Annotated in this window: 31 protein-coding genes; 17 read left to right on the top strand and 14 right to left on the bottom strand. The window is 68.5% G+C overall.

The genetic code is table 11. The features are described 5' to 3' along the window. Positions 1 to 194: 194 nt before the first annotated feature. From secY to AC5Y31_RS17995, 5 genes are all read left to right on the top strand, one after another. Entirely contained in the window at positions 195 to 1,526 is a 1,332-nt protein-coding gene (secY, locus tag AC5Y31_RS18015; RefSeq protein ID WP_499981954.1) for a preprotein translocase subunit SecY, read from the top strand. After that, positions 1,523 to 2,074: an adenylate kinase gene (locus tag AC5Y31_RS18010; RefSeq protein WP_499981952.1), complete on the top strand. Its 552-nt coding sequence runs from the start codon at positions 1,523 to 1,525 to the stop codon at positions 2,072 to 2,074. Before secY ends, AC5Y31_RS18010 begins: the two co-directional genes overlap by 4 nt. After that, positions 2,075 to 2,869 carry a type I methionyl aminopeptidase gene (map, locus tag AC5Y31_RS18005; RefSeq protein WP_499981950.1) on the top strand — a complete coding sequence of 265 codons (795 nt, stop codon included), beginning with the start codon at positions 2,075 to 2,077 and terminating at the stop codon, positions 2,867 to 2,869. Positions 2,870 to 2,998: 129 nt separating this feature from the next. After that, positions 2,999 to 3,478, top strand: coding sequence for a VOC family protein (locus AC5Y31_RS18000; RefSeq protein WP_499981948.1), 480 nt, complete (start codon positions 2,999 to 3,001; stop codon positions 3,476 to 3,478). Between the two features lie 55 nt (positions 3,479 to 3,533). Beyond that, positions 3,534 to 4,058 carry a MarR family winged helix-turn-helix transcriptional regulator gene (locus tag AC5Y31_RS17995; RefSeq protein WP_499981947.1) on the top strand — a complete coding sequence of 175 codons (525 nt, stop codon included), beginning with the start codon at positions 3,534 to 3,536 and terminating at the stop codon, positions 4,056 to 4,058. Here AC5Y31_RS17995 and AC5Y31_RS17990 read toward each other — a convergent pair. Together AC5Y31_RS17990 and AC5Y31_RS17985 are read right to left on the bottom strand one after the other, a co-directional pair. Further along, entirely contained in the window at positions 4,055 to 5,311 is a 1,257-nt protein-coding gene (locus AC5Y31_RS17990; RefSeq protein WP_499981945.1) for a GAF domain-containing sensor histidine kinase, read from the bottom strand. The genes AC5Y31_RS17995 and AC5Y31_RS17990 overlap by 4 nt on opposite strands. Further along, complete coding sequence (locus tag AC5Y31_RS17985; protein WP_065023947.1) at positions 5,308 to 5,958, bottom strand: response regulator; 651 nt, start codon at positions 5,956 to 5,958, stop codon at positions 5,308 to 5,310. The genes AC5Y31_RS17990 and AC5Y31_RS17985 overlap by 4 nt, the downstream gene beginning before the upstream one ends. 100 nt (positions 5,959 to 6,058) lie before the next feature. On the opposite strand from AC5Y31_RS17985, the gene AC5Y31_RS17980 reads away from it, so the two are divergent. Together AC5Y31_RS17980 and AC5Y31_RS17975 are read left to right on the top strand one after the other, a co-directional pair. Beyond that, complete coding sequence (locus tag AC5Y31_RS17980; protein ID WP_499981944.1) at positions 6,059 to 6,592, top strand: HAD family hydrolase; 534 nt, start codon at positions 6,059 to 6,061, stop codon at positions 6,590 to 6,592. 52 nt (positions 6,593 to 6,644) lie between these two features. After that, entirely contained in the window at positions 6,645 to 7,301 is a 657-nt protein-coding gene (locus tag AC5Y31_RS17975) for a L,D-transpeptidase family protein (protein WP_499981976.1), read from the top strand. Positions 7,302 to 7,321: 20 nt separating this feature from the next. Here AC5Y31_RS17975 and mmsB read toward each other — a convergent pair whose 3' ends face one another. Genes mmsB through AC5Y31_RS17960 form a run of 3 tightly spaced genes read right to left on the bottom strand, consistent with a single transcriptional unit; the run spans position 7,322 to position 10,923 of the window. Continuing rightward, complete coding sequence (gene mmsB, locus AC5Y31_RS17970; protein ID WP_499981942.1) at positions 7,322 to 8,197, bottom strand: 3-hydroxyisobutyrate dehydrogenase; 876 nt, start codon at positions 8,195 to 8,197, stop codon at positions 7,322 to 7,324. An 18-nt stretch (positions 8,198 to 8,215) separates the two neighbouring features. Then, the gene (locus tag AC5Y31_RS17965; protein WP_499981975.1) at positions 8,216 to 9,367 is read right to left on the bottom strand and encodes an isobutyryl-CoA dehydrogenase; all 1,152 of its coding nucleotides are present in this window, start codon (positions 9,365 to 9,367) and stop codon (positions 8,216 to 8,218) included. Positions 9,368 to 9,390: 23 nt separating this feature from the next. After that, positions 9,391 to 10,923: a CoA-acylating methylmalonate-semialdehyde dehydrogenase gene (locus tag AC5Y31_RS17960; RefSeq protein WP_499981940.1), complete on the bottom strand. Its 1,533-nt coding sequence runs from the start codon at positions 10,921 to 10,923 to the stop codon at positions 9,391 to 9,393. Between the two features lie 159 nt (positions 10,924 to 11,082). Here AC5Y31_RS17960 and AC5Y31_RS17955 point away from each other — a divergent pair, with 159 nt between their 5' ends. Further along, positions 11,083 to 11,805 carry an ABC transporter ATP-binding protein gene (locus AC5Y31_RS17955; protein ID WP_499981939.1) on the top strand — a complete coding sequence of 241 codons (723 nt, stop codon included), beginning with the start codon at positions 11,083 to 11,085 and terminating at the stop codon, positions 11,803 to 11,805. Then, positions 11,802 to 14,297, top strand: a complete 2,496-nt coding sequence (locus AC5Y31_RS17950) for an ABC transporter permease (protein ID WP_499981938.1) — start codon at positions 11,802 to 11,804, stop codon at positions 14,295 to 14,297. The genes AC5Y31_RS17955 and AC5Y31_RS17950 overlap by 4 nt, the downstream gene beginning before the upstream one ends. A 3-nt stretch (positions 14,298 to 14,300) precedes the next feature. Here the strand turns inward: AC5Y31_RS17950 and AC5Y31_RS17945 are convergent, their stop codons facing one another. From AC5Y31_RS17945 to AC5Y31_RS17915, 7 genes are read right to left on the bottom strand one after another with little or no spacing between them, the layout of a single operon-like run. Further along, positions 14,301 to 14,834: a hypothetical protein gene (locus tag AC5Y31_RS17945; RefSeq protein ID WP_499981937.1), complete on the bottom strand. Its 534-nt coding sequence runs from the start codon at positions 14,832 to 14,834 to the stop codon at positions 14,301 to 14,303. Continuing rightward, positions 14,834 to 15,463 carry a class I SAM-dependent methyltransferase gene (locus tag AC5Y31_RS17940; RefSeq protein WP_499981935.1) on the bottom strand — a complete coding sequence of 210 codons (630 nt, stop codon included), beginning with the start codon at positions 15,461 to 15,463 and terminating at the stop codon, positions 14,834 to 14,836. The genes AC5Y31_RS17945 and AC5Y31_RS17940 overlap by 1 nt, the downstream gene beginning before the upstream one ends. Next, on the bottom strand, positions 15,460 to 16,053 hold the full coding sequence (locus AC5Y31_RS17935) for a DUF4389 domain-containing protein (protein WP_499981934.1): 594 nt from the start codon (positions 16,051 to 16,053) through the stop codon (positions 15,460 to 15,462). The genes AC5Y31_RS17940 and AC5Y31_RS17935 overlap by 4 nt, the downstream gene beginning before the upstream one ends. Then, positions 16,053 to 17,219 carry an FAD-dependent oxidoreductase gene (locus AC5Y31_RS17930; RefSeq protein WP_499981933.1) on the bottom strand — a complete coding sequence of 389 codons (1,167 nt, stop codon included), beginning with the start codon at positions 17,217 to 17,219 and terminating at the stop codon, positions 16,053 to 16,055. Before AC5Y31_RS17930 ends, AC5Y31_RS17935 begins: the two co-directional genes overlap by 1 nt. A gap of 42 nt (positions 17,220 to 17,261) precedes the next feature. Then, positions 17,262 to 17,834, bottom strand: coding sequence for a dTDP-4-dehydrorhamnose 3,5-epimerase (rfbC, locus tag AC5Y31_RS17925; protein WP_065023938.1), 573 nt, complete (start codon positions 17,832 to 17,834; stop codon positions 17,262 to 17,264). A gap of 1 nt (position 17,835) precedes the next feature. Beyond that, positions 17,836 to 18,831, bottom strand: coding sequence for a dTDP-glucose 4,6-dehydratase (gene rfbB, locus AC5Y31_RS17920; RefSeq protein WP_065023937.1), 996 nt, complete (start codon positions 18,829 to 18,831; stop codon positions 17,836 to 17,838). Between the two features lie 31 nt (positions 18,832 to 18,862). Beyond that, complete coding sequence (locus AC5Y31_RS17915) at positions 18,863 to 19,720, bottom strand: LLM class F420-dependent oxidoreductase (protein ID WP_499981932.1); 858 nt, start codon at positions 19,718 to 19,720, stop codon at positions 18,863 to 18,865. Positions 19,721 to 19,990: 270 nt separating this feature from the next. On the opposite strand from AC5Y31_RS17915, the gene infA reads away from it, so the two are divergent. The 8 genes from infA (at position 19,991) to truA (ending at position 24,552) form a co-directional block, all read left to right on the top strand. Next, positions 19,991 to 20,212 (top strand): translation initiation factor IF-1, encoded by a 222-nt coding sequence (gene infA / locus AC5Y31_RS17910; protein ID WP_065023936.1) that lies wholly within the window; start codon positions 19,991 to 19,993, stop codon positions 20,210 to 20,212. A gap of 57 nt (positions 20,213 to 20,269) precedes the next feature. Next, positions 20,270 to 20,383 (top strand): 50S ribosomal protein L36, encoded by a 114-nt coding sequence (rpmJ, locus tag AC5Y31_RS17905; RefSeq protein ID WP_003879483.1) that lies wholly within the window; start codon positions 20,270 to 20,272, stop codon positions 20,381 to 20,383. Positions 20,384 to 20,570: 187 nt separating this feature from the next. Beyond that, on the top strand, positions 20,571 to 20,945 hold the full coding sequence (gene rpsM / locus AC5Y31_RS17900) for a 30S ribosomal protein S13 (RefSeq protein ID WP_024443769.1): 375 nt from the start codon (positions 20,571 to 20,573) through the stop codon (positions 20,943 to 20,945). Positions 20,946 to 20,950: 5 nt separating this feature from the next. Continuing rightward, positions 20,951 to 21,361, top strand: coding sequence for a 30S ribosomal protein S11 (gene rpsK, locus AC5Y31_RS17895; protein WP_013830211.1), 411 nt, complete (start codon positions 20,951 to 20,953; stop codon positions 21,359 to 21,361). A gap of 15 nt (positions 21,362 to 21,376) precedes the next feature. After that, positions 21,377 to 21,982, top strand: a complete 606-nt coding sequence (rpsD, locus tag AC5Y31_RS17890) for a 30S ribosomal protein S4 (protein ID WP_013830210.1) — start codon at positions 21,377 to 21,379, stop codon at positions 21,980 to 21,982. Between the two features lie 48 nt (positions 21,983 to 22,030). Beyond that, entirely contained in the window at positions 22,031 to 23,098 is a 1,068-nt protein-coding gene (locus tag AC5Y31_RS17885; RefSeq protein ID WP_499981930.1) for a DNA-directed RNA polymerase subunit alpha, read from the top strand. Positions 23,099 to 23,174: 76 nt separating this feature from the next. After that, entirely contained in the window at positions 23,175 to 23,708 is a 534-nt protein-coding gene (gene rplQ / locus AC5Y31_RS17880) for a 50S ribosomal protein L17 (protein ID WP_499981928.1), read from the top strand. After that, positions 23,662 to 24,552, top strand: coding sequence for a tRNA pseudouridine(38-40) synthase TruA (truA, locus tag AC5Y31_RS17875; RefSeq protein ID WP_499981973.1), 891 nt, complete (start codon positions 23,662 to 23,664; stop codon positions 24,550 to 24,552). The genes rplQ and truA overlap by 47 nt, the downstream gene beginning before the upstream one ends. Positions 24,553 to 24,623: 71 nt before the next feature. Here truA and AC5Y31_RS17870 read toward each other — a convergent pair whose 3' ends face one another. Continuing rightward, complete coding sequence (locus tag AC5Y31_RS17870; protein ID WP_065023932.1) at positions 24,624 to 25,253, bottom strand: cutinase family protein; 630 nt, start codon at positions 25,251 to 25,253, stop codon at positions 24,624 to 24,626. A gap of 68 nt (positions 25,254 to 25,321) precedes the next feature. Further along, positions 25,322 to 25,915 (bottom strand): cutinase family protein, encoded by a 594-nt coding sequence (locus AC5Y31_RS17865; protein WP_082966369.1) that lies wholly within the window; start codon positions 25,913 to 25,915, stop codon positions 25,322 to 25,324. Positions 25,916 to 25,958: the final 43 nt, after the last annotated feature.

Raw genomic sequence — 25,958 nt, 5'->3', positions numbered from 1 at the left:
GCGGCTGCCCGGCCCACTGTGCTGAGCTGTTAGTCTCGTAGACTGCTGACGCGCCTGAAGTACTCGCGTGGCCGCCTCATGATCGGTCGGCGCGTCGATGCGGAAGCGCAGGACCACCCCAGGACTAACCGGGCCGGAACAAACCAGCCCAATGGCACGCCGCGACCGGACCTCGGCTGCGCAGGAGGAGAAGAGTGTTCTCGGCTTTCATCTCATCACTGCGGACGGTCGACCTGAGGCGCAAGATCTTGTTCGCCCTGGGCATCATCGTCATATACCGGCTCGGGGCGGCCATCCCGTCGCCCGGTGTCGACTACCAGAACGTGCAGCAGTGCATCAAAGAGGTCAGCGGCGGCGACGCGGCGCAGGTCTACTCACTGATCAACCTGTTCTCCGGCGGTGCGCTGTTGCAGCTGACGGTGTTCGCGATCGGCGTGATGCCCTACATCACCGCGAGCATCATCGTGCAGTTGCTGACCGTGGTCATCCCGCGCTTCGAGGAGTTGCGCAAAGAAGGCCAGTCCGGCCAGAACAAGATGACGCAGTACACCCGCTACCTGACGGTGGCCCTGGCGGTGCTGCAGGCCACGTCCATCGTCGCGCTGGCAGCCAACGGCGGACTGCTGCAGACCTGCAGCCTGCGCCACGACATCATCGCCGACCACAGCATCTTCACCCTGATCGTCATCGTGCTGGTGATGACCGCCGGTGCGGTGCTGGTGATGTGGCTCGGTGAGCTGATCACCGAGCGCGGCATCGGCAACGGCATGTCGCTGCTGATCTTCGTCGGTATCGCCGCGCGTATTCCGATCGAGGGCAAGACGATCCTGGACTCCCGCGGCGGCCTGGTATTCACCATGGTCTGCCTGGCTGCGCTGGTCATCGTCGTCGGCGTGGTCTTCGTCGAGCAGGGCCAGCGCCGTATCCCGGTGCAGTACGCCAAGCGGATGGTCGGCCGGCGGATGTACGGCGGCACCTCGACCTACCTGCCGCTCAAGGTCAACCAGGCCGGCGTCATCCCGGTCATCTTCGCCTCGTCGCTGATCTACATCCCGCAGCTGGTGACCCAGCTGGTTCGCAGCGGCAGCGGCGGCGCCGGCAACAGCTGGTGGGACAAGGCCGTCAGCACCTATCTGTCCGACCCGTCGAACCTGGTCTACATCGGCGTGTACTTCGGCCTGATCATCTTCTTCACCTACTTCTACGTGTCGATCACGTTCAACCCCGATGAGCGCGCCGACGAGATGAAGAAGTTCGGCGGCTTCATCCCGGGCATCCGGCCGGGCCGCCCGACCGCGGACTACCTGCGTTTCGTGCTGAACCGGATCACGCTGCCGGGCTCGATCTACCTGGGTGTGATCTCGGTGCTGCCCAACCTGTTCCTGCAGATGGGCAACTCCGGGACGGTCCAGAACCTGCCATTCGGTGGCACCGCGGTGCTGATCATGATCGGCGTCGGCCTTGACACCGTCAAGCAGATCGAGAGCCAGCTCATGCAGCGCAACTACGAAGGGTTCCTCAAGTGAGAGTCGTACTGCTGGGACCGCCCGGGGCGGGCAAGGGCACCCAGGCGGTCAAACTGGCCGAGAAGCTGGGGGTCCCGCAGATCTCCACCGGCGACCTGTTCCGCAGCAACATCGCGCAGGGCACCGAGCTGGGCCGCAAGGCCAAGGGATACCTCGACGCCGGCGACCTGGTGCCTTCCGAGCTGACCAACGCGCTGGTCGCCGACCGCATCGACAACGAGGACGCCGCCAAGGGCTTCATCCTCGACGGTTACCCCCGTTCGGTGGAGCAGGCCCAGGCCCTGCACGACATGCTCGAGGAGCGCAACACCAAGCTGAACGCGGTGCTGGAGCTGCGGGTCAGCGAGGACGAGCTGCTCGCCCGACTGCGGGACCGCGGCCGCGCCGATGACACGGCCGAGGTCATCCACAACCGGATGATCGTCTACCGCGAGGAGACCGCGCCGCTGCTGGACTTCTACCAGCACGAGCACGACCTGCATGTCGTGGACGCGCTGGGCACCGTCGACGAGGTCTTCGGCCGCCTGTTGCAGGCGCTGGGACGCTAAGTGATCGGGTGGGCGAAGCGGCGGAAGGCGGTGCCGCATCGCAGCCCGGGCGAGCTCGACGCGATGGCCGCGGCAGGCGCCGTCGTCGCCGCCGCCCTGGCCGCGGTGCGCGAGGCCGCGGCTGTCGGCGTCTCGACGTGGCAGCTCGACCAGGTCGCCGAGTCGGTGATCCGGGAAGCGGGGGCGACGCCGTCGTTCCTGGGCTACCACGGTTTCCCCGCCTCGATCTGCAGTTCGGTGAACGACCGTGTGGTGCACGGCATCCCGTCGTCGAGCGAGGTGCTGGTGGCCGGGGATCTGGTGTCCATCGACTGCGGGGCGATCCTGGACGGCTGGCACGGCGACGCGGCGATCACGTTCGGCATCGGCACCCTGTCATCGGCCGACGACGACCTGTCGGCCGCCACCCGGCAGTCCATGGAAGCCGGGATCGCGGCGATGGTCCCGGGCAATAGGCTCAGCGATGTCTCGCACGCCATCGAAACGGGTGCCCGCGCCGCGTCGGCGCAGTTCCGCCGCTCGTTCGGCATCGTTGAGGGTTACGGCGGCCACGGTATCGGGCGGCAGATGCACATGGACCCGTTCCTGCCCAACGAGGGGGAGCCGGGCCACGGGCCGCTGCTGGTGGCCGGGTCGGTGCTGGCGATCGAGCCGATGCTGACCCTGGGCACCGACCAGACCGCCATCCTCGACGACGAGTGGACGGTGGTCACCGCCGACGGGTCCCGCGCCGCGCACTGGGAACACACCGTCGCCGTCACCGACGACGGGCCCCGGATTTTGACGAGCTCCTGAACTCCGGCGTTCGCACCGCGGAGATGGTGATGAACCGGCCACCCGGCTGAATCGTGTCCCCACCGTGGCTTCCCACGACAAACGTCGGACTGCTGCCCCAGCGCGCGCCGTAGGCGGAGTATCGATGCCATGAAGTCCTCCGACCGATCTGCGGCGGACTGGCCCGGTGCATTGGCCGCGGTCGGTGCGATCCGATTCTCCCGCCGCTCGGCAAACTTCGGCGAGACCGTCCGGTTCTACCGCGACCTGGTCGGACTGCCGCTGTGCGCGGCCTTCACCGACAGCTACGGCAGCAACGGGGTGATCTTCCGGCTGCCCGAGCCGAGGCTCACGTTCGAGATCGTGGAAGCCACCGATCCCGTGGCAGTGGACGGCAACGACCAGCTGTGCCTGTACTTTCCGAACGCGGCGACACAACGGCAGGCGATCGAGAGGCTGATGGCGTCCGGCAACCAACCCGTCCGGTCCCACCCGTACTGGGAGGCGACAGGGGCCCTCACCTATCGTGACCCCGACGGCCGCGAGATCGTTTTCGCACCCTTCGTGTTCGGCGTCAACGAGCCGCCCGAAAGCAACGCTTCGGGCACCCATTGGGCTCCGCCGTCCTGAGCATCGAAATCCGCACACCGGCTCGATCGCGTCGACAGGTGCGGTAAGAAAGGGCGTGGCAGCTTCCCGCCCCCCCGATTTCCGCCCGTCCGACGACGCCGATCCGATTGCGCTGGCCCGCGCCAACTGGGAACGCGCCGGGTGGGGGGAGGTCGCCGACGGGATGGTGGCGGTGACCTCGGTGATGCGCGCTCACCAGATCCTGCTGGCCCGGGTGGAAGCCACCCTGCGGCCCTACGACCTGAGTTTCTCCCGGTTCGAGCTGCTGCGGCTGCTGGCGTTCAGCCGCTCCGGCGCCCTGCCGATCACCAAGGCGTCTGACCGGCTGCAGGTCCACGTCACCAGCGTCACGCACGCGATCCGGCGGCTCGAGGCCGCCGGCCTGGTGGAGCGGCTGCCGCATCCCACCGATGGCCGCACCACGCTGGTGTCCATCACCGACCTGGGCCGCTCGACGGTGGCCGAGGCGACCGCCAGCCTGAACCGGGAGGTCTTCGCTGACATCGGAATGTCGGCGCAGGAGTCCCGCAGCTTGTCAGAGGCGATCGAGACCCTGCGCCGCAATGCCGGGGATTTTTAGCCGGCGTCGCGCGCGGAGGGAGACGGGATCGGGATGGTCGCGGTGACGGCGGTGCCGGCGCCGGGGCGCGACCGGATGTTGAGCCGGCCGCCCACCAGCTCGGCGCGCTCGGCCATCGACAACACCCCGTAGCCGCCCATCTCGTCGCCGCCCACCGGATGCTCGAAGGTGTCGAAACCCACGCCGTCGTCGACGATCTCCAGCCGGGCGGTGTCGGGATCGGCGGCAACGGCGAACCGCAGCCGCACCAGCGTGGCTCCGGCATGCTTGACGACGTTCTGCAGGCCCTCCTGGGCGATCCGGTACAGCGCGAGCTCGATGTGCTCGGGCAGCCGGGTCTCGTCCAGGTCCAGCTCGATGCGCGGCTGCGGGATCGACCGGGCCAGGCTGGCCAGCCCGCCGGCCAGGCCCAGGTCGTCGAGCACCGGCGGCCGCAGCCCGCTGATCGCCACCCGGGTCTCCTGCAGCGTCAGCCCGGCCAGCTCGCGGGCGGCCTCCAACTGCACCGACGCCTCGTCGGGGTCGGCGGCGACCAGCCGGGCGGCGGCATCCAGCCGGTAGGACAGCGTCACCAGCCGCTGCGAGATGCCGTCGTGGATGTCGCCGGCCAGCCGGCGCCGCTCGATCTCCTGGGCCTCGATCACCTGCTCGACGAACAGCTCGTGGGCGCGTTCGCGCGCCACCAGCTGCCGGTGCAGCCGGGCCTGGTGCATCGCCCCGGCGATGAGCTGGCCGATCACCCGCAACAGCTCGATGTCGCTGGGGGTGAAGTCGCGGCGCGCCACGGTGTGCACGTTGAGCACGCCCACCAGCCCGCCCGGATCGGTCTCCATCGGCACCGACACCATCGAGGTGAAATCGCGTCCGCGCAGCGACTCGATCGGCACGTAGCGCGGGTCGGCCTCCTTGTTGTCGCTGATCACCACCGGCTCGCGATGGCTGGCCACCCACCCCGACACCCCGGAGCCCAGAGGCAGCCGGATCTTGCCGACCTCGGTGTCGAACGGCGGCGTCGCCCCGGTCAGAGTCAGCGACCTGTCGGTGTCGTCGAGGACGTGCACGAAGCAGACGTCGGTGCCGGTGGCCGCGGTGATCATCCGGGCGGCCGCGGCGGCCAGCGGTTCCACGCCGGGCCCGCTGGAGGCGGCCTGGATGAGCTCGCGCAGCAGCGCCAGCTCGTGGTTGGCGTCGACGAAGTCCCGTACCGCGGTGGCTTTGCGGCCGCGGGACCGGTTCTGGCCCGCCGAGCTCACCGGTAGATGCCTTCGCGCAGCGCGGTGGCCACCGCGCCGGTGCGGTCGGAGACCCCCAGCTTGCGGTAGATCGACCGCAGGTGGCTCTTGACGGTCTCGTCGCCGATCACCAGCTTGGTGGCGATGCCGCGGTTGGACAGCCCGCTGACCATGTAGGCCAGGATCTCGCTTTCGCGCTGGGTCAGGCCCTGGCGGGCGCCGGGCCAGAACTCGTCGCGTTGCAGTCGGGCGGCGGTGCCGGCCGCCCGGGCCGCCAGGCCGGGATCGATCACCGTCTCGCCGCGGTGGGCCATCTCGATCTGATGCACCAGATCGTCGCTGCTGATGCTCTTGAGCAGGTAGCCGCTGGCACCGACCCGCAGCGCCTCGAACAGGTACTGCTCGTCGTCGTAGACCGAGAGCATCACCACCCGGCGTTCCGGGTCGCGTTCCCGCAGCGCCAGGCAGAGGTCCAGGCCGCTTTCGCCGCGCATCCGCACGTCGCACAGCACGATGTCGGGGTCGGTCTCGGCGACCACGGCCAGCGCCTGCTCGGCGTTGATCGCCTGCCCGACCACCTCGATCCGGTTCGAGAACGCGGTGAGCATGGCCCGCAGGCCTTCGATCACCATCTCGTGATCGTCGACGAGGACCAGTCGCACGGGCATGACAAGACAATAAGGCCCGAATAAGCCCCGAGCGATTACCCCGGGCGGTTCCCCCGAATGGGGGAGGACGCCCGCGCCGGTTCTCGGGCACCCTGCTGTTATGCCGATCACAACTGAGCTCGCAACATGGACCAGTCCCGGCCGCCCGTTCTGGTGGGACCAGGTGCACACCGACGCCGAGGTGTACCCCCTACAAGCGGTGATCTTCGATATCGATGCCCTTGCCGACGCCGACGGCGAGCCCCGCTCCGGCCTGGTGGACCTGGTGCTGAGCCTATTCGCCACCGGTCTCTGGGTGGCCGTGGTCGGCGCCGGACCGCGCGACGGGGTGCAGGCCCGGGTGCGGGAACTGATCGGGGACGGCATGACCGAGACCGTCGTCACCGCCGAGGACCTCACCGGTCCCGCCGGTGACGCCGAGCTCTACCGGCTGGCGTTGTGGGAGCTGGGCATCGTCGCCGGTGAGTCGCTGGTGATCGCCGGATCCGAGGCCGGCGCCCGGACCGCCGCGGCCATCGGCCTGCCGGCGATCTTCGCCGACACCGACGGCTACGACGGCCTGTCGGCCAACGGGTGCCGGGAGCTGCAGGCGCAGCGGGTGGTGGCCCGGTTCAGCTGCCGCGAAGCAGGTTGATGACGGCACTGGTTAATTGACGCTGACGCCACCGGTCATCGACCATGATGTGGTGCGTCGACTAATAGTTCTGCTGTGCGCGGCGCTGTGTGCGATGGGTGTGACATCGGTGACCGCGCCACTGACCGCGGCCGTCGTCGAACCGTGGTTCGCCGAGGCGGTCGGCAACGCCACCCAGGTGGTTTCGGTTGTCGGAGTGGGTCACTCGACCGCCAAGATCGACGTCTATCAGCGGACTGCCGCGGGCTGGGAACCGGTCGCGGCCGGGATTCCGGCACATGTCGGCTCGGCGGGCATCACGCCGAAAACCAAGGAAGGTGAGCCGTCGACCCCGATGGGGTTCTACACGCTCGATTCGGCGTTCGGCACCGCTCCGAATCCCGGCGGTGGCCTGCCGTATGTGCAGGTCGGATCCGACCACTGGTGGGACAGCGACTCCAACAGCCCGACCTACAACACCATGCAGGTCTGCAAGAAAGCCCAGTGCCCGTTCAACACGGCGGCCAGTGAGAACCTCGCCATCCCGCAGTACCGGCATGCGGTGGTCATCGGTGTCAATAAGACCCGCAAACCCGGTGACGGCTCCGCCTACTTCTTTCACACCACCGACGGCGGGCCGACGGCGGGCTGCGTGGCAATCGATGACGCCACGCTCGTGAAGATCATCGGCTGGCTACGGCCGGGTGCGCTGATGGCAATCGCGAAGTAGTCGGCAGGCCGGTGGGGCGCTCAGCTCTCCCGCAGGTGGTTGATCACCGCGCTGAAGTCCTCGGCGCTGTGTTCGGCGGCGAAGTCCGCGTAGATCGCCGCGGCGTGGCTGCCCAGCGGGGCGTTCGCGCCGGTCGACGCCACCGCGTCCATCGCCAGGTGAAGATCCTTGTTCATCAGCGCAGTGGCGAAACCCGGCTCGAAGTTGCGGTTCGCCGGGGACGTGGGCACCGGGCCGGGAACCGGACAGTTGGTGTGCAGTGCCCAGCAGTTTCCGGTGGCGCCGGTCATCACGTCGAACAGCGCCTGGTCGGCCAAACCGAGTTTTTCGGCCAGCACGAACGCCTCGCCGACTGCGACCTGCTGCACGGCCAGCACCATGTTGTTGCAGATCTTGGCGGCCTGGCCCGCGCCGGCGGCACCGCAGTGGATGATCTTGGCGGCCATCGGTTCCAGCACCGGTTTCGCCCGTGTCACTGCTTCTTCGCTGCCGCCGACCATGAAGGCCAGTCGCCCGGCGACCGCACCGGCGACACCGCCGGACACCGGGGCGTCGAGTTGGGCGAACCCGTGCGAGCCGGCCAGCGTGTGCACCTCGCGGGCGTCGTTGACCGAGATCGTGGAGCTGTCGATGAACAGGGTGTCGGGCCGGGCGCAGGTGAGGATCTCGGCGTAGCAGCGCTTCACCGCGTCCCCGTGCGGCAGCATGGTGACCACCGCGTCGGCGCCGGCCACCGCATCGGCGGCTGACGGCTGGATGCTCACCCCGTGCTGCTCGGCGGCCGCGGCGGCCGCCGCCACCGGGTCGAAGCCCCGCACGGTGTGCCCGGCGGTGACCAGGTTGGCCGACATCGGCCCGCCCATGTGGCCCAGGCCGAGGAACGCCACGATCGCCATGTATCTCCTTTGCGCCGGCTACTGGCCAGACCGGACGCGGGCGGCTTGGGCCCGGCCGATCACCATCCGCATGATCTCGTTGGTGCCCTCCAGGATGCGGTGCACCCGCAGATCCCGGACGATTTTCTCCAGACCGTACTCGCGCAGATACCCATAGCCGCCATGCAGTTGCAGCGCCTGGTCGGCGACGTCGAAGCAGGCGTCGGTGACGTAGCGCTTGGCCATCGCGCACAGTTCGACCTTGTCGGGCGCGTTGTCGTCGAGCGCGGTCGCCGCGCGCCACAGCAGCAGCCGGGAGGTCTCCAGTGCGGTCGCCATGTCGGCGAGGGTGAAGCGGATCGTCGGCTCGTCGAGCAGTGCCTTGCCGAACGCCGACCGGTCGGCCAGGTAGCCGCCGGTCTTGTCGAACGCGGCCTGACCGCCGCCCAGCGAGCAGGCCGCGATGTTGATCCGGCCACCGTTGAGGCCGTTCATCGCGATCGAGAAGCCGGTTCCTTCGCCATCGGGGCCGCCCAACATCGCCTCGGCGGGCACCCGCACCCCGTCGAGAATCACCTGCGCGGTCGGTTGGGAGTTCCAGCCCATCTTCTGCTCGGCGGCACCGAAACTCATTCCGGGCGTGTCCTTTTCGATGATGAACGCCGAGATGCCCCGTGGGCCCCCGCTGCCCGTGCGGGCCATCACCACGTACACATCCGAGACACCGGCGCCGGAGATGAACTGCTTGACGCCATCGAGCACGTAGTCGCCGCCTTGGCGCACCGCGCGGGTGCTCAGCGCACTGGCGTCGGATCCGGCCCCCGGTTCGGTGAGGCAGTAGCTGGCGACCGAGGTCATCGGCGCCAACCGGGGCACCCAGTTCTTGCGCTGCTCTTCGGTGCCGTAGCTGTCGATCATCCAGGCGCACATGTTGTGGATCGACAGGTAGGCGGCGATCACCGGGTCGGCGATCGCCAACTGCTCGAAGATGCGCACCCCGTCCAGGCGGCGCAGCCCGGACCCGCCGACGTCGTCACGGCAGTAGATCGCGGCCATGCCCAGCTCGGCCGCCTCCCGCATCACGTCGACCGGAAAGTGGTGCGTCTCATCCCATTCCAGGGCGTGTGGGGCGAGACGCTTCTCGGCGAACGCCGCGGCGGTCTCGACGATCACCCGTTCTTCGTCATCCATAGTCGTGTTCACAGTCTGGGGCGTTAACCCATTGTGGGGATGTGGAATTCGGCGCCGTCCTTGATGCCGGAGGGCCAGCGCTGCGTGACGGTCTTGACCTTGGTGTAGAACTGGATCGACGCGGTGCCGTGCTGGTTGAGGTCGCCGAAGCCGGACCGCTTCCAGCCGCCGAAGGTGTGGTAGGCCACCGGCACCGGGATCGGCACGTTCACCCCGACCATGCCGACCTGCACCCGGGAGGTGAAGTCGCGGGCGGTGTCGCCGTCACGGGTGAAGATCGCCACCCCGTTGCCGTACTCGTGCTCGGACGGCAATGCCAGGGCCTCTTCGTAATTGGCCGCCCGGACAATGCACAGCACCGGGCCGAAGATCTCGTCGGTGTAGATCGACATGTCGGTGCTGACGTGGTCGAACAGGGTGGGCCCGATGAAATAGCCCCCGGACAGGCTGGCCGGCCCGTCCGGAAGGCCGAACTCCAGGTCGTCGGCGGCGCGGGTCCGGCCGTCGACCACCAATTCGGCGCCGGCTTCCACGCCCTGCCCGATGTAGTCGCGGACCCGGGCGAGTGCGGCCTCGGTGATCAGCGGTCCGTAGTCGGATTTGGGGTCCAGGCTGTGGCCGACCCGCAACTGGTTGACCCGCTCGACCAGCTTGGAGCGAAGCGCCTCCGCGGTCTCCTCACCGACCGGCACCGCCACGCTGATCGCCATGCAGCGCTCGCCGGCACTGCCGTATCCGGCGCCGATCAGCGCGTCCACCGCCTGGTCCAGGTCGGCGTCGGGCATCACGATCATGTGGTTCTTCGCCCCGCCGAAGCAGTGTGCCCGTTTACCGTTCGCGGTGGCGGTCGAATAGATGTACTCGGCGATGTCGGAGCTGCCGACGAAACCGACCGCGGCGATGTCGGGGTGGCCCAGCAGGGCGTCCACCGCCACTTTGTCGCCGTGCACCACCTGGAACACCCCGGGCGGCAAGCCGGCCTCCAAGAAGAGTTCGGCCAAGCGCACCGGGACCGAGGGGTCGCGCTCGGACGGCTTGAGGATGAACGCGTTGCCGCAGGCCAGCGCGGGGCCGGCCTTCCACAGCGGGATCATCGCAGGGAAGTTGAACGGGGTGATCCCGGCGACGACGCCCAGCGGCTGGCGCAGGGAGAACACGTCGATGCCCGGACCTGCGCCCTCGGTGTGCTCGCCTTTGAGCAGGTGCGGGATGCCGATGGCGAACTCGATCACCTCGATGCCGCGCTGGATGTCGCCGCGGGAGTCGTCCACGGTCTTGCCGTGTTCGCGGGAGAGCAGCTCGGCCAATTCGCCCAGGTTGGCGTTGACCAGCTCGATGAAGCGCATCAGCACGCGGGCCCGGCGCTGCGGGTTGAAGGCTGCCCAGTTCTTTTGGGCGGCCACGGCCACCGCGACCGCGGCGTCGACCTCGGCGGCGTCGGCCAGCGGGACCTTCGCCTGCACCGCCCCGGTGCTGGGATCGAAGACGTCGGCGGTGCGCTGCGAACTGCCCGCGACGCGTTTGCCGTCGATGAAGTGCGAAATCTGTGTGGTCATGCGTCATCCCCGTGACTGTGGTGGTGAGCCGGAACCGGCCCGCCCCCGAGAATACTAGGACATCCTAGTAAATGCGAGGGGGTCGTATTCGTTTTCGAACCGTTCGCGGGCCGGACTCGTTGTATTCATATCGGCGGTGCGCGGCCCCGCGGGAGGACCATGACCAAAGGACGTGACCAGCGCGCACTCACCATCGACCTTCGCGATGTGGTGCGCGAGTACCGGGTCGGTGATCAGGCGGTGCGGGCGCTCGACCGGATCAGTCTGCACCTCACCGGCGGACAGTTCGTGGCGATCGTCGGGCCGTCGGGGGCGGGCAAAAGTACGCTGCTGCACCTGCTCGGCGCACTGGACACCCCGGATGCCGGTTCCATCGCCTTCGACGGCGACGAGATCGGCCGGCTCGGCGATGAGGAACAGTCCCGGTTTCGCCACCATCAGGTGGGGTTCGTCTTTCAGTTCTTCAACCTGCTGCCCACCCTGTCGGCGTGGGAGAACGTGGCGGTCCCGACGCTGCTCGACGGTGTCCGGCTGGGCAGGGCCCGCGCCGATGCGGTCCGGTTGCTGGACCGGGTGGGTTTGGGCAACCGCACCGAGCACCGCCCGGCGGAACTGTCCGGAGGCCAGATGCAGCGGGTCGCGGTGGCGCGAGCGCTGATGATGGACCCGGCACTGATCCTGGCCGACGAACCCACCGGGAACCTCGATTCCACCACTGGCGCATCGATTCTGGCGTTGCTCGCCGAGGTGGCACACGAGGGCGGCCGCGGGCGGCTGGTGGTCATGGTGACCCACAACGGCGATGCCGCAGCGGCCACCGATCGGGTGATCACCCTGCAGGACGGTCGGGTCGGTTCCGACGCCGCACTGGTCGCGAGATGAAACCGGCCACGGCGATGGCGGCCGCGAGCCGGCTGCGCGTGTTCAGCGTGCGTGAACTCGCCGTGCACCGTCGGCGCACCACCGCCTCGATCGCCGTCATGGCGGTGTCCGCCCTGTATCTGGTCGCGATCTTCGGCATCTTCGGATCCATCACCGGATCGGTGAACCGGCTGGCCGATCAGATCGCCGGCATCGCGTCCCTGGAGGTATCCGGTATCACCGACTCCGGCTTTCCCGACAGCATCGTCACAGAGGTCGCCGCGGTGCCCGGCGTGGCGACCGCGGCACCGATGATCCGGACGTCGGCGGCCACTGCCGCGGGCCCGGTGTTGTTGCTCGGTGCGGACGCGAGCAGCGCCGCGCTGGAGGGAGCTCTCAAGAGCGCCGTCGGCGCACCGCCGGGGGTGCAGCAGCCCAATGGCGTGCGGGTCGGGCCCGGTGTCGCTCATGCGGAAGGCGAGACGTTCCAGCTGGGTTCGGGTTCGGTCGTCGTCGCCGAGGTGCTGGCCGGCAAGCAGCTCGCCGACCTCAACGGCGGCCACTACGTGCTGGCCCCGCTTGCGTTGGCGCAGAACGTCACCGGACGCATGGGGCAACTCGACTCGCTGTTGATCACCGTCAAACCCGGTGCCGACCTGGCGGCCGTGCGCGCCGCGGTCACCGCCGCCGTGGGCGGCCGGGCGGTCGTCGCGGATCCGAGTCTGCGGGCGGCTCGGGCCGGCGACGGGGTCAAGCTGATGAACTACATGGCGCTGATGGGGGCGGCGGTCGCGTTGGTGGTCGGCGCGTTCCTGATCTACACCACCATGACCATGGCGATCACCGCGCGCCGGCCGGTGATCTCGATGCTGCGGGCGATCGGGGGCCGACGCGCCATGATCGTGCGCGACATGCTGGCCGAGGCCGCGATTCTCGGGCTGATCGGTGGTGCGCTCGGGGCGGGCGCCGGTATCTTCGCCGGCCGCATGGCGATCGGCCGATTGCCGCCGGCCATAACGCAGGGGCTGGAGGCCCGGGTCGAATACCTGTTGCCCGGCTACGCGATTCCGGCCGCGCTGGCGGCGACGGTACTCACCGGCGTGGCCGCCGCGGCGATGACCACCCGGCAGGTCTACAAGGTCGCGCCGATCGAGGCCCTCGCGCCGCCCGGGGCGTCGGCGGCCGACGTGGTACCTCGCTGGTTGCGGGTCGGAAGCGGAGTGGTGGCGCTCGCGGTGTTCGCGGCAGCGATCGCGATGGTGCTCGCCCGGCACGGCTCCCTCGCGTTCGCCGGGATGGTCGCGCTGTTCTGCGCCGAGATCGCGATCGGATTCGCGCTCACCACACCGATCGTCAATGCCACCGCCGCCACCTCTCGGCTCTTCGGAACCGTTGGGGCACTGGCGGCTGCGACCATTCAACGTGCGCCGCGGCGGGTGTGGGCCACCGTCATGACCGTGCTCATCGCCGTGATCACCACGGTGATGATCACCGGCACCAACGCCGACATGGTCGCCTCGGCGCGCGGTGTCTTCGCGCCGGCCGCGGGAGCCGACGTGTGGGTAAGTGCTGATCCGCCCGACAGCTATCCCACCGATGCGCTGCCAAGTGGCCTCGCCGACACGGTGGCCGCGGTGCCGGGCGTCGCACGGGTCACCGAGGGCGCCGTCGGCTTCGCCGTGGTCGGCGGCACCCGCGTCCTGCTCGACGGGTTCGCCCCGGGAACCCACGATCCGCTGTACCGCGCGCTCAGCCCGCCGCTTCGGGAGGACGTGCTCACCGGCCGCGGCGTGGTGCTGTCGGCGAATCTCGGTAGGACGCTGCATGTCGGTGTGGGCGATCAGCTGCAGCTGCAGACGCCCCACGGCCCGCAGCGCACGACGGTGCTGGCCTTGGTGCCGTACTTCTCCACGGTCATCGGCACCGTCGGAATCAGCCTCGATCGCCTGCGGACGTGGTTCGACCGGCCGGTGGCGACCACCCTGCAGATCACCGCGGCCGCCGGGGTGGATCGCCGGCACCTGGTGGACGACGTCCGCCGGGCGGTACCCGCGCCCAACCACGTCTACGACGGCGACGCGGCGCTGGCGGGACTCGAGGCGCCGCTGCACCAGAGCATGTTCATCGCCAACGCGGTGTTGGTGATCGTGGTGATCGTGGCCGCGGTCGCCCTGTTCAACACGCTGACACTGTCGGTGCTGGAGCGCCGCCGCGAACTCGGGGTGTTGCGGGCGATGGGAGCCAGCCGCCGGTTCACCGTGCGGATGGTGCTGGCCGAGGCGGTGGGCATCGGTGCCGTCGGCGGTGCGTTCGGGCTGCTGCTCGGCCTGCTGGACCAGTGGCTCTACAGCCTGGTCAGCGCGGACATCATGAACTTCGCCGTCACCTTCCGGCCCAGCCCGATGGCGGCTGCGTTCACCCTGGGTGCGTTGGTGATCAGCCTGCTCGGTGCGCTGCCGCCGGCGCGGCGGGCGGCGCGGTTGAACATCATCGCGGCGGTGAGCGTCGAATAGGCGCTAAAAGCCCAGTTGGACAAGCAAAGTGAACAGATCGGCGAACGGATCCGGGAAGGGAAGGGTGAACGAACTGTCGAGGAACGGGAAGACCGAACTCTCGAAGGTGTTCACCGTCGCCCCGGCCAGGCCGATGCTCGCATCGCCCAAGCCCAAGGTCCCCTCCGGGTCGGCGCCGGACGTCAAGATATCGGTGAAGAGTGGTGTCTGAATCGCGAACGCAACGTAATCGTCGTCCGGGTCGGCCGCCGATGTGAGGGTCAGGATGCCGAAATCGTGGATATTGCTTATAAAGTCGGGATCCGAGACACTGTCGACGGGTTCTGACCCGAGGGACGTCAGGTCCGGGAACTGGAACCCGTCCAACGGTGTGGTCGCGAGCAGCCCCAAGTTGTCGGTCTGACCGGCCAACACGGTGTCCATCGACCAGACGTCATCAGGCGGGCCGGTGGGGGAGGTGAGAGTGGCGCCCAGTGGGCTCAGCCCGGCGGGCAGGACCACCCCGCCAATGGTGGCGAGGGCGAATAATCGGTTCATCAGAATTCCTTTCTCACGGTGGTGAATCCCTGCAGATGCGGTGTGCACGGCGGCGGCACCGGAGTGCGCTGGACGCGGCGCAGTGTGGTGGTGTCGAACCCGGCCGCGGCGATGGCGTCGACGGTGCGCCGGTTCGGCCTGCACCCGGACGCCAGCCACGACCACGGTCCGGCGATCAGGTCCTGGAATCGGCCCAGGGCACCGTCGCCGCGGACATGTTCCAGCACGACCAACCGGCCATCGGGCGCGAGCACTCGCCGGATCTCGGTGAGGGTGGTGGCGACATCGTCGACCGAGCACAACACCAGCCCGACATGCACCGAGTCGAAACTATTGTCCGGGAATGGAATCGACTCACCGATTCCGTCTACGACCGTGACCTCGATACCGTGCCGGCGCGCGAGCGCTGATGCCATCCGCCGCATCGCCGCCACCGGCTCCACGGCGGCGATCGACGTCACCGCGGGCGGAATGAACAACAGGTCGCTACCCGGGCCCAGGCCCAGCATCAGCAACCGCCCGGTCGTGTGGCTCATCGCCGCCCGGCGATAGCGGCGATAGAACAGCCGATCGAAGAGCGGCATGCCAAGCCGATACACGTACGGGAACAACGGATTACCGCGCATCATCGGCTGCCCATATCCAGTCGGTACGGCGGATACTCCTCACGCATCAGCGAGACGTAGGCGGCCACCCGGTAGCGCCATCGCGCCATGCCCATCAACAGGTCGAACAGGCTCGGCGACACCGTCCCGATGCACAACAACCACCCGGCGTTGATCACGCACAGCACCTGCAGCAGCGGCTCCATCGCCCAGCACACGATGACCTGCGGCAGCGCGAACGGCAATCGCACCAGCACCGCCCACCGGCTGAACCGTTCGGGGTAGCTGACGTGCAGATCGGCGGGATAGTCGGACCGAGACGCCAACGCAAAAGGCGGGTACTTGTCGGTGGCATTCATCGGAAACCGGTAATTCATCACCCGCCACGACCAGCGCAACACCCCGACATTGAAGTCGAAGATGGGCCGCGGAAACCGCCCGGTGAACAGGATCGCCACGCCCGCAACGAGAGTCAGCAGCGGATAGACCAGGTAGAGCCCGATCAGGATCGGGTAGTGCGGGGCGGCCAGCACGCACCATTTGAGCAACCACAACCAGCGTGCCGGCGCATCGATTGCGCCGCGTACTCGTACCGGATCATTCGGGCTCGTCATCACCGTCTGCCGATCGCCTGGCTGATTTCGGTGGCCATCCGGCGGTGGCTGGACCACCGCAGAAACGTTGTCAGCGCCCAGGTGTGGAACCGGTCCGGGATCAGTGCCGCCGGCCTGAGAACGGACTCGCCGTGGGACACCGGCAGCGACGCCACCCGCGACACCGTCGCCACCCGGCGTCTCCGGCTTCGCTCGTAGGTGCGCAGTGCACCCGGGACGGCGGTGCGGCCGACGTTCGACAACGCCTGTCGCAACACCATCGTGTCGAGCAGCGCCTGATTGGTTCCCTGGGCGAGGGTGGGCGGCATGGTGTGTGCCGCATCGCCGAGCAGAGTGAGCGCGCCGTGGCCCGGCGGCGGAATCGGATGGCGGAAATGCGGATACGGCGACGAGGCCAGATCGTCTTCGGTCAGGGCGGCGAGCACCCGGTCGGCCGCATCCGACCATCCGCTGAACTTCGAGCGGATCACCTCGATCGGGTGCTGCGGTCGGGAGAAGTCGAACGACCACGGCAGGTCGAACCACCACTGAATCTCGCCGCCGCCGGCCGGCCACAGCCCGAGGTTCCCGTGCTCGCCGATGGCGACGAGTGCGACATCCGTGTCGGCGACGTCGGGCAGGGTGACCAGTCCCTGCCAGCTGCACCAGCCGGTCGGGTTGGCGTGGCGCGCCCCGACGACGTCGCGGACGCGCGAATGCAGGCCGTCCGCGCCGATCAGCACGTCTCCGTCGGCGCGGCTGCCGTCGTCGAATCCGACGCGCACGCCCTGGTGGTTGGAGTGCACCAGGACCAGCCGGGCGCCGCAGTGGATGCGGTCGCGCGGAAACCCGTCCAGCAGGCGTTCCAGCAGCACGCGGCGCGGAACCATCCGAACGGGCGCACCCAGCCGGTCGGCCATGGCGGTCAGATCCAGCGTGGCCAGCGGACGGCCGGCCGACGTCACGACCCGGACGGTGGACAGCCGCTGGCCGGCGCCGTCCATCGCAACGCCCAGCTGGCGAAGAACCATGGCCCCGTTGGGCCAGATGGTCACCGCGCCGCCGGCCGCCCGCACGTCGGTGCCCTGCTCGAAGACAGAGACTTCGTGTCCGTCGCGAAGCAGTCCCCGCGCAACGGAAATTCCGCCTACGCCCGCACCGACAACGAGGATCCGCGCCGTCCCCACACCTCAATCACGACGTGCGCCGCGCGATGGTTCAGTGCCTGCTCAGTTGGCTTTCCAGTCCGGCAACAGTCCGGCGGCCCGGACCTCAGCCAGCGACGGTGCGTCGCGGTCCCGCGCGGAGAGCACCAGCGGGTGATCGGCCGGCCAGTCGATGCCGATCGCCGGGTCGGTGGCGCAGATGGTGTGTTCGCGCTGCGGGTCGTAACCGGCCGAGCACAGGTACATCACCGTCGAATCATCTTGCAGCGCGAGGAATCCGTGGGCCAAGCCGGCCGCCAGGTAGATCGACCGGCGGTTCTGGGTGTCCAGCAGCACCGAATCCCACTGCCCGTATGTCGGTGAGCCGACCCGGATGTCGACGACGACGTCGAAGACCGCCCCCGACACGCAGGTGACGTATTTGGCCTGCCCGGGCGGCACCTCGGCGAAGTGCAGGCCGCGCAGCACACCGGCCCGCGACACCGAGCAGTTGGCCTGGCGCACGTCGAAGCGGTGCCCGGCGAAGGCGGTGAACTCTTCGTCGGTGAACCACTCGAAGAACACGCCGCGGTCATCGGCGTGCTGGGTCGGGGTGAGCTCGAAGGCTCCCGGGACGGCCAGTTCGCGGAACGCCACGTCAGCGTCCCAGCTCGGCGTAGCGGGCTTCGGCGGCCTCTTTCAAGGGCGCCCACCAGGGCTCGTTGGCGCGATACCAGTCGATGGTCGAGCGCAGGCCGGCCTCGAAGTCGGTGTGCTCGGGCTTCCAATCCAGTTCGTCGCGCAGCGCCGACGGCTCGATCGCGTAGCGCAGATCGTGGCCGGGCCGGTCGGGCACGTGGTCGAAGTCGTCGGGGTCGTGGCCCATCAGCCGCAGGATGGTCTGCAGCACACTGCGGTTGTCGCGTTCGCCGTCGGCGCCGATCAGATAGGTGCGCCCGGCATGCCCGCGGGTCATGATCTGCCAGACGGCGGCGTTGTGGTCGTCGACGTGGATCCAGTCGCGTACGTTGGCGCCGCTGCCGTACAGCTTGGCGCGGCGTCCGGTCAGCAGGTTGGTGATCTGCCGCGGGATGAACTTCTCCACGTGCTGGTAGGGGCCGTAGTTGTTCGAGCAGTTCGAGATCGTCGCGTGGATGCGAAAGGAGCGCACCCAGGACTGCACCAGCAGGTCGGCGGCGGCCTTGGTCGACGAGTACGGGCTCGACGGGCGATAGGGGGTCGTCTCGGTGAACCGGCGCGGGTCGTCGAGGGCCAGCTCGCCGTAGACCTCGTCGGTGGAAATGTGGTGCAGCCGTACCCCGTGCCGGCGTACCGCCTCCAGCACGGTGAAGGTGCCGATCACGTTGGAACGCAGGAACGGTTCGGGTTCGGCCAGCGCGTTGTCCACGTGGGTTTCGGCGGCGAAGTGCACCACCGTGTCGGAGTCGGCGACCAGCCGCTCCACCAGCGCGGTATCGGTGATGTCGCCTTCCACCAGGGCGATCTCGCGCGCGGTGTTGGCCAGCGACTCGCGGCTGCCGGCGTAGGTCAGGGCGTCCAGCACGGTGATCTGGGCGTCGGGGTGCTGGGCGAGTGTGCTGTGCACGAAGTTGGCGCCGATGAACCCGGCGCCGCCGGTGACCAGCAGACGCATGGGGCAACCCTAGCGGTGGCGGGGGCGCCCCTCAGTCGCGCGGTGTCAGCCCCAGCGGCCCGGCGAGCTCCGTCAGCGTCGGCAGCAGCTGCTTCCAGCCGCCCAGCACCTGGATCGTCACCTGGTCGGCGCCGGCCGCCAGATGCTCACCCAACCGGGCGGCGACGTCCTCGGCCGTGCCGTGCGCCACCACCGCATCGATCAGCCGGTCGCTGCCGGGCGCACGCACGTCGCGGTCGCCGAAGCCCAGCCGTCGCCAGTTGTTGACGTAGTTCGACAGGCCCAAGTAGAAGCCGACCGCGTCACGTCCGGCGGCGCGCGCGGCCGCGGCATCCGTCGAGAGCACCACCTTGTGCTCGGGCGCCAGGAACACCGATGGCCCGACCAGCTCGCGGGCGGTCGCGGTGTGCTCCGGGGTGGTCAGGTAGGGATGCGCCCCGGCGCTGCGCTCCGCCGCCAGCTGCAGCACCTTGGGACCCAGCGCGGCCAGCACCCGGCGGCTGGTCGGCACCCCGTCCGCGTCCAGGGCGTCGAGATACTCCGTCAACGCCCGATAGGGGCTGCGGTACTCAGCGGTGGCTTCGGAGTGGCCGACGCCGACCCCGAGCAGAAACCGGCCCGGGTAGGCGTCCTCGATCCGGTGAAACGACTCGGCGACCTGCGCTGCCGGCGCCGACCAGACGTTGACGATTCCGGTCGCGACCTGCAACGTCGATGTTGCCGCCAGCAGCGGCTCGACGAAGGAGAGCTCAGGCGCCGGCGAGCCGCCCACCCAGATCGCGCCGTAGCCCAGCCGTTCGATCTCGGTCGCCTGTTCGGGACTGGGGGATCCGAAGGTCCAAACCGCGTAGCGGCCCATGTCGGGTTTCAGTGAGAGTCCCTCGGTCATGTGCATCCCATCGCTGCGTGGCGACGGCGGGTGCCGCCTGGAATCAGTGTCTCACCGCCGACGATTTTGGCGACCGGCTGTTCAGCGGGTATCGTGGGACGACGGTGCGGCGTCCGCGTCGACTCTTGCGTGCCCAGTCTGAGATTCTTGGCGATTCACCTGGAATTTCCTGCCACCGGCCCACGTTCTGTAGTCGTAGTCGATGCTGCGCCGCGGCGGGCGCATGCACATGTAACAGGTAAGCCAGACACGGAGGATCGCCGGAGAGCAATGGCCAAGAAAGACGGTGCCATCGAGGTCGAGGGTCGCGTGGTCGAGCCCCTGCCCAATGCGATGTTTCGCATTGAGCTGGAGAACGGACACCGAGTTCTCGCCCACATCAGCGGCAAGATGCGGCAGCACTACATCCGTATCCTGCCGGAGGACCGGGTGGTCGTGGAGCTGTCGCCCTACGACCTGACCCGCGGACGCATCGTCTACCGGTACAAGTAATCCCGCACAAGCTCCACCCGTACGTCAACCAGCGATGAGAACAGGACCACAGCAGCCGTGAAGGTGAACCCCAGCGTCAAGCCGATCTGCGACAAGTGCAGGGTGATCCGTCGGCACGGCCGGGTCATGGTGATCTGCTCCGACCCGCGCCACAAGCAGCGTCAGGGCTAGCCATCGCCGGACTCAGTCCCGCAGACCACAACTGAATGCAGACCTCCCAGTACCAGTGAGCGGCTGGCATCTTTAGAGATGGGCCAGCTCACACACGCCCGGATCGGAGGCCGGGCCCCGGAGCTTTCGGCCGGGAACGGGCTGGGATCACAACCTCCGTAACGAAGATGAAAGGGGCATGCCCCCCATGGCTCGACTTGTGGGCGTCGACCTGCCGCGCGATAAGCGCATGGAGATCGCGCTGACCTATATCTACGGCATCGGCCGTACCCGCTCCAACGAAATCCTGGCCGCGACCGGTATCGACAAGGACCAGCGCAGCAAGGACCTCACCGACGACCAGCTCACCCAGTTGCGTGACTACATCGAGCGCAACCTGAAGGTTGAGGGCGACCTGCGCCGCGAGGTGCAGGCCGACATCCGTCGCAAGATCGAGATCGGCTGCTACCAGGGCCTGCGGCACCGTCGCGGCCTGCCGGTGCGCGGCCAGCGGACCAAGACCAACGCGCGCACCCGCAAGGGCCCCAAGCGCACCATCGCCGGTAAGAAGAAGGCCAGGTAAGACCCATGGCGACGAAGAAAGCGACCGGGCCCAAGAAGGGCCAGAAGACTCGGCGGCGGGAAAAGAAGAACGTCCCGCATGGTGCCGCGCACATCAAGAGCACCTTCAACAACACGATCGTGACGATCACCGACCCGCAGGGCAATGTCATCGCCTGGGCGTCGTCGGGTCACGTCGGGTTCAAGGGCTCGCGTAAGTCCACCCCGTTCGCCGCGCAGCTGGCCGCCGAGAACGCCGCCCGCAAGGCGCAGGAGCACGGCGTGAAGAAGGTCGACGTGTTCGTGAAGGGCCCGGGCTCGGGCCGCGAGACCGCGATCCGTTCGCTGCAGGCTGCCGGCCTGGAGGTCGGCGCGATTTCCGACGTCACACCGCAGCCGCACAACGGCTGCCGTCCGCCCAAGCGGCGCCGGGTCTAGGAGGACTGAAAGAAGATGGCTCGTTACACCGGACCCGCCACCCGCAAGTCCCGCCGGCTGGGCGTCGACCTCGTCGGCGGTGACCAGGCATTCGAGAAGCGGCCCTACCCGCCCGGCCAGCACGGCCGCGCGCGGATCAAGGAAAGCGAATACCGGCTGCAGCTGCAGGAGAAGCAGAAGGCGCGCTTCACCTACGGCGTGATGGAGAAGCAGTTCCGCCGCTACTACGAAGAAGCGGTGCGCCGCGGCGGCAAGACCGGCGAGGAACTGCTGCGCATCCTGGAGAGCCGGCTGGACAACGTGGTCTACCGCGCCGGCCTGGCCCGCACCCGTCGGATGGCCCGCCAGCTGGTCAGCCACGGCCACTTCACCGTCAACGGGGTGAAGGTCGACGTGCCCAGCTACCAGGTGTCGCAGTACGACATCATCGACGTCAAGGACAAGTCGATCAACACGGTGCCGTTCCAGATCTCCCGGGAGACCGCGGGCGACCGCCCGATCCCGGGCTGGCTGCAGGTGGTCGGGGAGCGGCAGCGCATCCTGGTCCACCAGCTGCCGGAGCGCGCCCAGATCGACGTTCCGCTCGCCGAGCAGCTGATCGTCGAGTTCTACTCGAAGTAACACACCCTGCACTGACCTGTGCAGGACTTGACCGGCATCAAATAGCGGGTGCCGAGAAGGAGATGGAAAACAATGCTGATCTCGCAGCGACCGACCCTGTCCGAAGAGGTTGTGGCCGACAACCGGTCCCAGTTCGTCATCGAACCGCTGGAGCCGGGTTTCGGTTACACCCTGGGGAACTCGCTTCGGCGCACCCTGCTGTCGTCGATCCCCGGCGCGGCCGTCACCAGCATCCGCATCGACGGCGTGCTGCACGAGTTCACCACGGTGCCCGGTGTCAAAGAGGATGTCACCGACATCATCTTGAACCTCAAGGGCCTGGTGGTGTCCTCGGAGGAGGACGAGCCGGTCACCATGTACCTGCGCAAGCAGGGCCCGGGTGCCGTCACCGCCGGTGACATCGTGCCGCCGGCCGGCGTCACGGTGCACAACCCCGACATGCACATCGCCACCCTGAACGACAAGGGCAAGCTCGAGGTCGAGCTGATCGTCGAGCGCGGCCGCGGTTACGTCCCGGCCGTGCAGAACAAGGTCTCCGGTGCCGAGATCGGCCGCATCCCGGTCGACTCGATCTACTCGCCGGTGCTCAAGGTGACCTACAAGGTCGAGGCGACCCGTGTCGAGCAGCGCACCGACTTCGACAAGCTGGTGCTGGACGTGGAGACCAAGAACTCCATCAGCCCGCGGGACGCGCTGGCCTCGGCCGGCAAGACCCTGGTCGAATTGTTCGGTCTGGCACGCGAACTCAACGTCGAGGCCGAGGGCATCGAGATCGGGCCGTCGCCGGCCGAGGCGGACCACATCGCGTCGTTCGCCCTGCCGATCGACGACCTGGACCTGACCGTGCGGTCCTACAACTGCCTCAAGCGCGAGGGCGTGCACACCGTCGGGGAGCTGGTCGCCCGGACCGAGTCCGACCTGCTCGACATCCGCAACTTCGGGCAGAAGTCCATCGACGAGGTCAAGGTGAAGCTGCACCAGCTCGGTCTGTCGCTCAAGGACAGCCCGGCCAGCTTCGACCCGTCGCAGGTGGCGGGCTACGACGTCGCCACCGGCACCTGGTCGGGCGACACCAGCTACGACGAGCAGGACTACGCCGAGACCGAGCAGCTCTAAACGCCCAACCTCTCGACAAGAGAGCCGTCCCGGCCCTACCTGATACGGGGGTCGGCCCCATTTAGGAGAAGTCGCAATGCCCAAGCCCACCAAGGGTCCCCGTCTCGGCGGGTCGTCCTCGCACCAGAAGGCGCTGCTGGCCAACCTGGCCACGTCGCTGTTCACCCACGGCCGGATCAAGACGACCGAGCCCAAGGCGCGGGCATTGCGGCCGTACGCCGAGAAGCTGATCACCCACGCCAAGAAGGGCACGCTGCACAACCGGCGTGAGGTGCTCAAGAAGATCCGCGACAAGGACGTGGTGCACTCGCTGTTCGCCGAGATCGCCCCGCACTTCGCGGACCGCAACGGCGGCTACACCCGCATCATCAAGGTCGAGGCGCGTAAGGGCGACAACGCCCCGATGGCCGTGATCGAGCTGGTGCGGGAGAAGACGGTGACGTCGGAGGCCGAGAAGGCGCGCAAGGCCCCTAAGGCTGAAGCCAAGGCTGAGAAGCCGGCCGAGAAGGTCGAGGAGAAGCCCGCCGAGGCTCCCGAGGCCGAGAAGGTCGAGGAGCCGGCCGCTGAGGCCGAGGCTCCCGAGGCCACCGAAGCCACTGACGAGTCCTGAGTCCGGGGCCGAAGTTCGGCTTCGGCTCGACATCGCCTACGACGGCACCGATTTCGCCGGGTGGGCGGTACAGAACGGGCAGCGCACCGTCGCCGGCGTTCTCGAAGAGACGCTGGCGACGGTGTTTCGCGTTCCGGTGCGATTGTTCGCCGCGGGACGTACCGACACCGGCGTGCACGCCACCGGGCAGGTCGCCCACATCGACATCCCGGGAACGGCCCTGGCTCATGCCTATTCGCGTGGGCAGCGGCCCGACGAGCCGGAATTCCTCCCACTGACACGGCGATTGGCGCGTTTCCTGCCGGCCGATGTCCGGGTGCTGCGCGTGGTGCGGGCGGCGCCCGATTTCGACGCGCGGTTCGCGGCGCTGCGGCGCCACTACGTCTACCGGCTCTCGACCGCGCCCTACGGGGTGGTGCCGCAGCTGGCGCGCTACGTCACGGCCTGGCCGCGCCCGCTGGATGTCGAGGCGATGGTACAGGCGTCGCGGGGGCTGTTGGGGCTCAACGACTTCGCGGCGTTCTGCCGACATCGCGTGGGCGCCACCACCATTCGTGATCTGCAGCGGCTGGACTGGGAGCGTGAAGGTGATCTGGTCACCGCGCACGTCAGCGCCGACGCGTTCTGCTGGTCGATGGTTCGCTCGCTGGTCGGGGCGGTGCTCGCGGTCGGTGAGCACCGGCGCAGCGCCACCTGGTGCGCCGACCTTTTGAACGCCGAGCGCCGGTCCAGTGATTTCACCGCCGCGCCGGCGCGCGGCCTGACCCTGGTCGGGGTGGACTACCCGCCGGATGATCAGTTGGCGGCGCGCAGCGTCATCACCCGGGACCTGCGCACGCGCTGACGGTCGAGTGTGCGGTTTGGGTCGCAGAAACGGGATTTCGGCGAACAAACCGCACAGTCGAGGCAGCCGGGCTACAGCAGGCCGGCGACGAACGAGGCGGCCTGATTGGTCATGCTGGGCGTGTAGCCGGAGTGGGCGGCGAAGTTGCGTCCGGGGGAGCAGACCGGGTCGCCGTCGGTGCACAGGTCGATCGTCTTGAACCCGTAGCCGGGGCTGTTCGTCAGCGGCTGCCCGATCTTGTTCGACGGGTTGCCGAACACCGCGATCGCCGCGACGTGGTCGGCGGCCTCGGGCGGCAGCGGCGCGGTGAACCCGAAGCCGGGCACCGGCGCGGCGGCCACCACGTCGATGACGGCGGCGCCCTGCGAGTACCCCCCGAGAACCAGCCGGGTGCCCGGGCAGTTCTCCACCATCCACATCACATGACCGCTGGCGTCGTTGGCGCCGTCGGCGGCCCGACCGAAGTCGTAGCTGGCCGGGTAGTTCACCGCGTAGGTGCCGATCGATCGGGAAGTCTGGCCGCGCAGCGCGCTGACGAAGGCGTTGCCGACCCGGCCCAGGCCCGGCGGCTCATTGGTGCCCCGCGCGAACACCACCTCGGCGTCCGGACACCCGTCGGCCGAAGCCGTCGACGACGGGACGGGGCTGATCAGCAGGGCTGCGGCCAGGGTGCCGGCCGCCAGGATGCGGTATGCCTTCACAGCCGAGAATAGTAGCGAAGCGAAGATGATCTAACTAATCCCGGCGGCCCGGTCGCGACGAAGCCCGGTCAGAGCCTGCCCATGATGAAGTCGGCGGCCTGGTTGATCATGCCGGCCTCGATATAGGCACCGGCCAGGTGCTGTGGCCAGTTCGCTTCCCAGGTGTTGGGGTCGGCCGGATTGCAGATCGGGTCGGCGCCGTGGCACAACTCGATGGTCCGGTCGGCGTACACCGGGCTGAACCGGGTGATCGGCCCGGCCCAGGCGCTGCCGTTGCCGAACAGCGCGACCGCGGCGATGTGTTCGTCGGCGCCAGGCGGCAGCGGGTTGTTGAACGAGAACACGCTCATCGGGACGGCCAGCACGATGTCACTGACCGCCGCGCCCAGCGAGTAGCCTCCGACCACCAAGCGGGTGTCCGGGCAGGTCTGCATCATGTGCTGGATGTGGCCGCTCATGTCGTTGGCGCCGCGATCCACATCGGCGTCCGCGTCGTAGCGGACCGCATACAGCCCGACGGTGCGGTTGGCCCGCGCGCGTAACGCACTGACCAAGGCGTTGCCGATAATGCCCGGGCCGGCCGACTCGAGCCGGCCGCGGGCGAACACCAACTCGACCGGCGGGCAGCCGGCCGCCGCCGCCGAGGGAATGACCGTCGGCATCAGCGCGGGAGCGATCAAGGACACGGCGAGCAGCACGACCGCG

Source organism: Mycobacterium sp. NGS18 (genome assembly GCF_059813185.1).
This window is presented reverse-complemented; position numbering and strand designations above follow the sequence as displayed.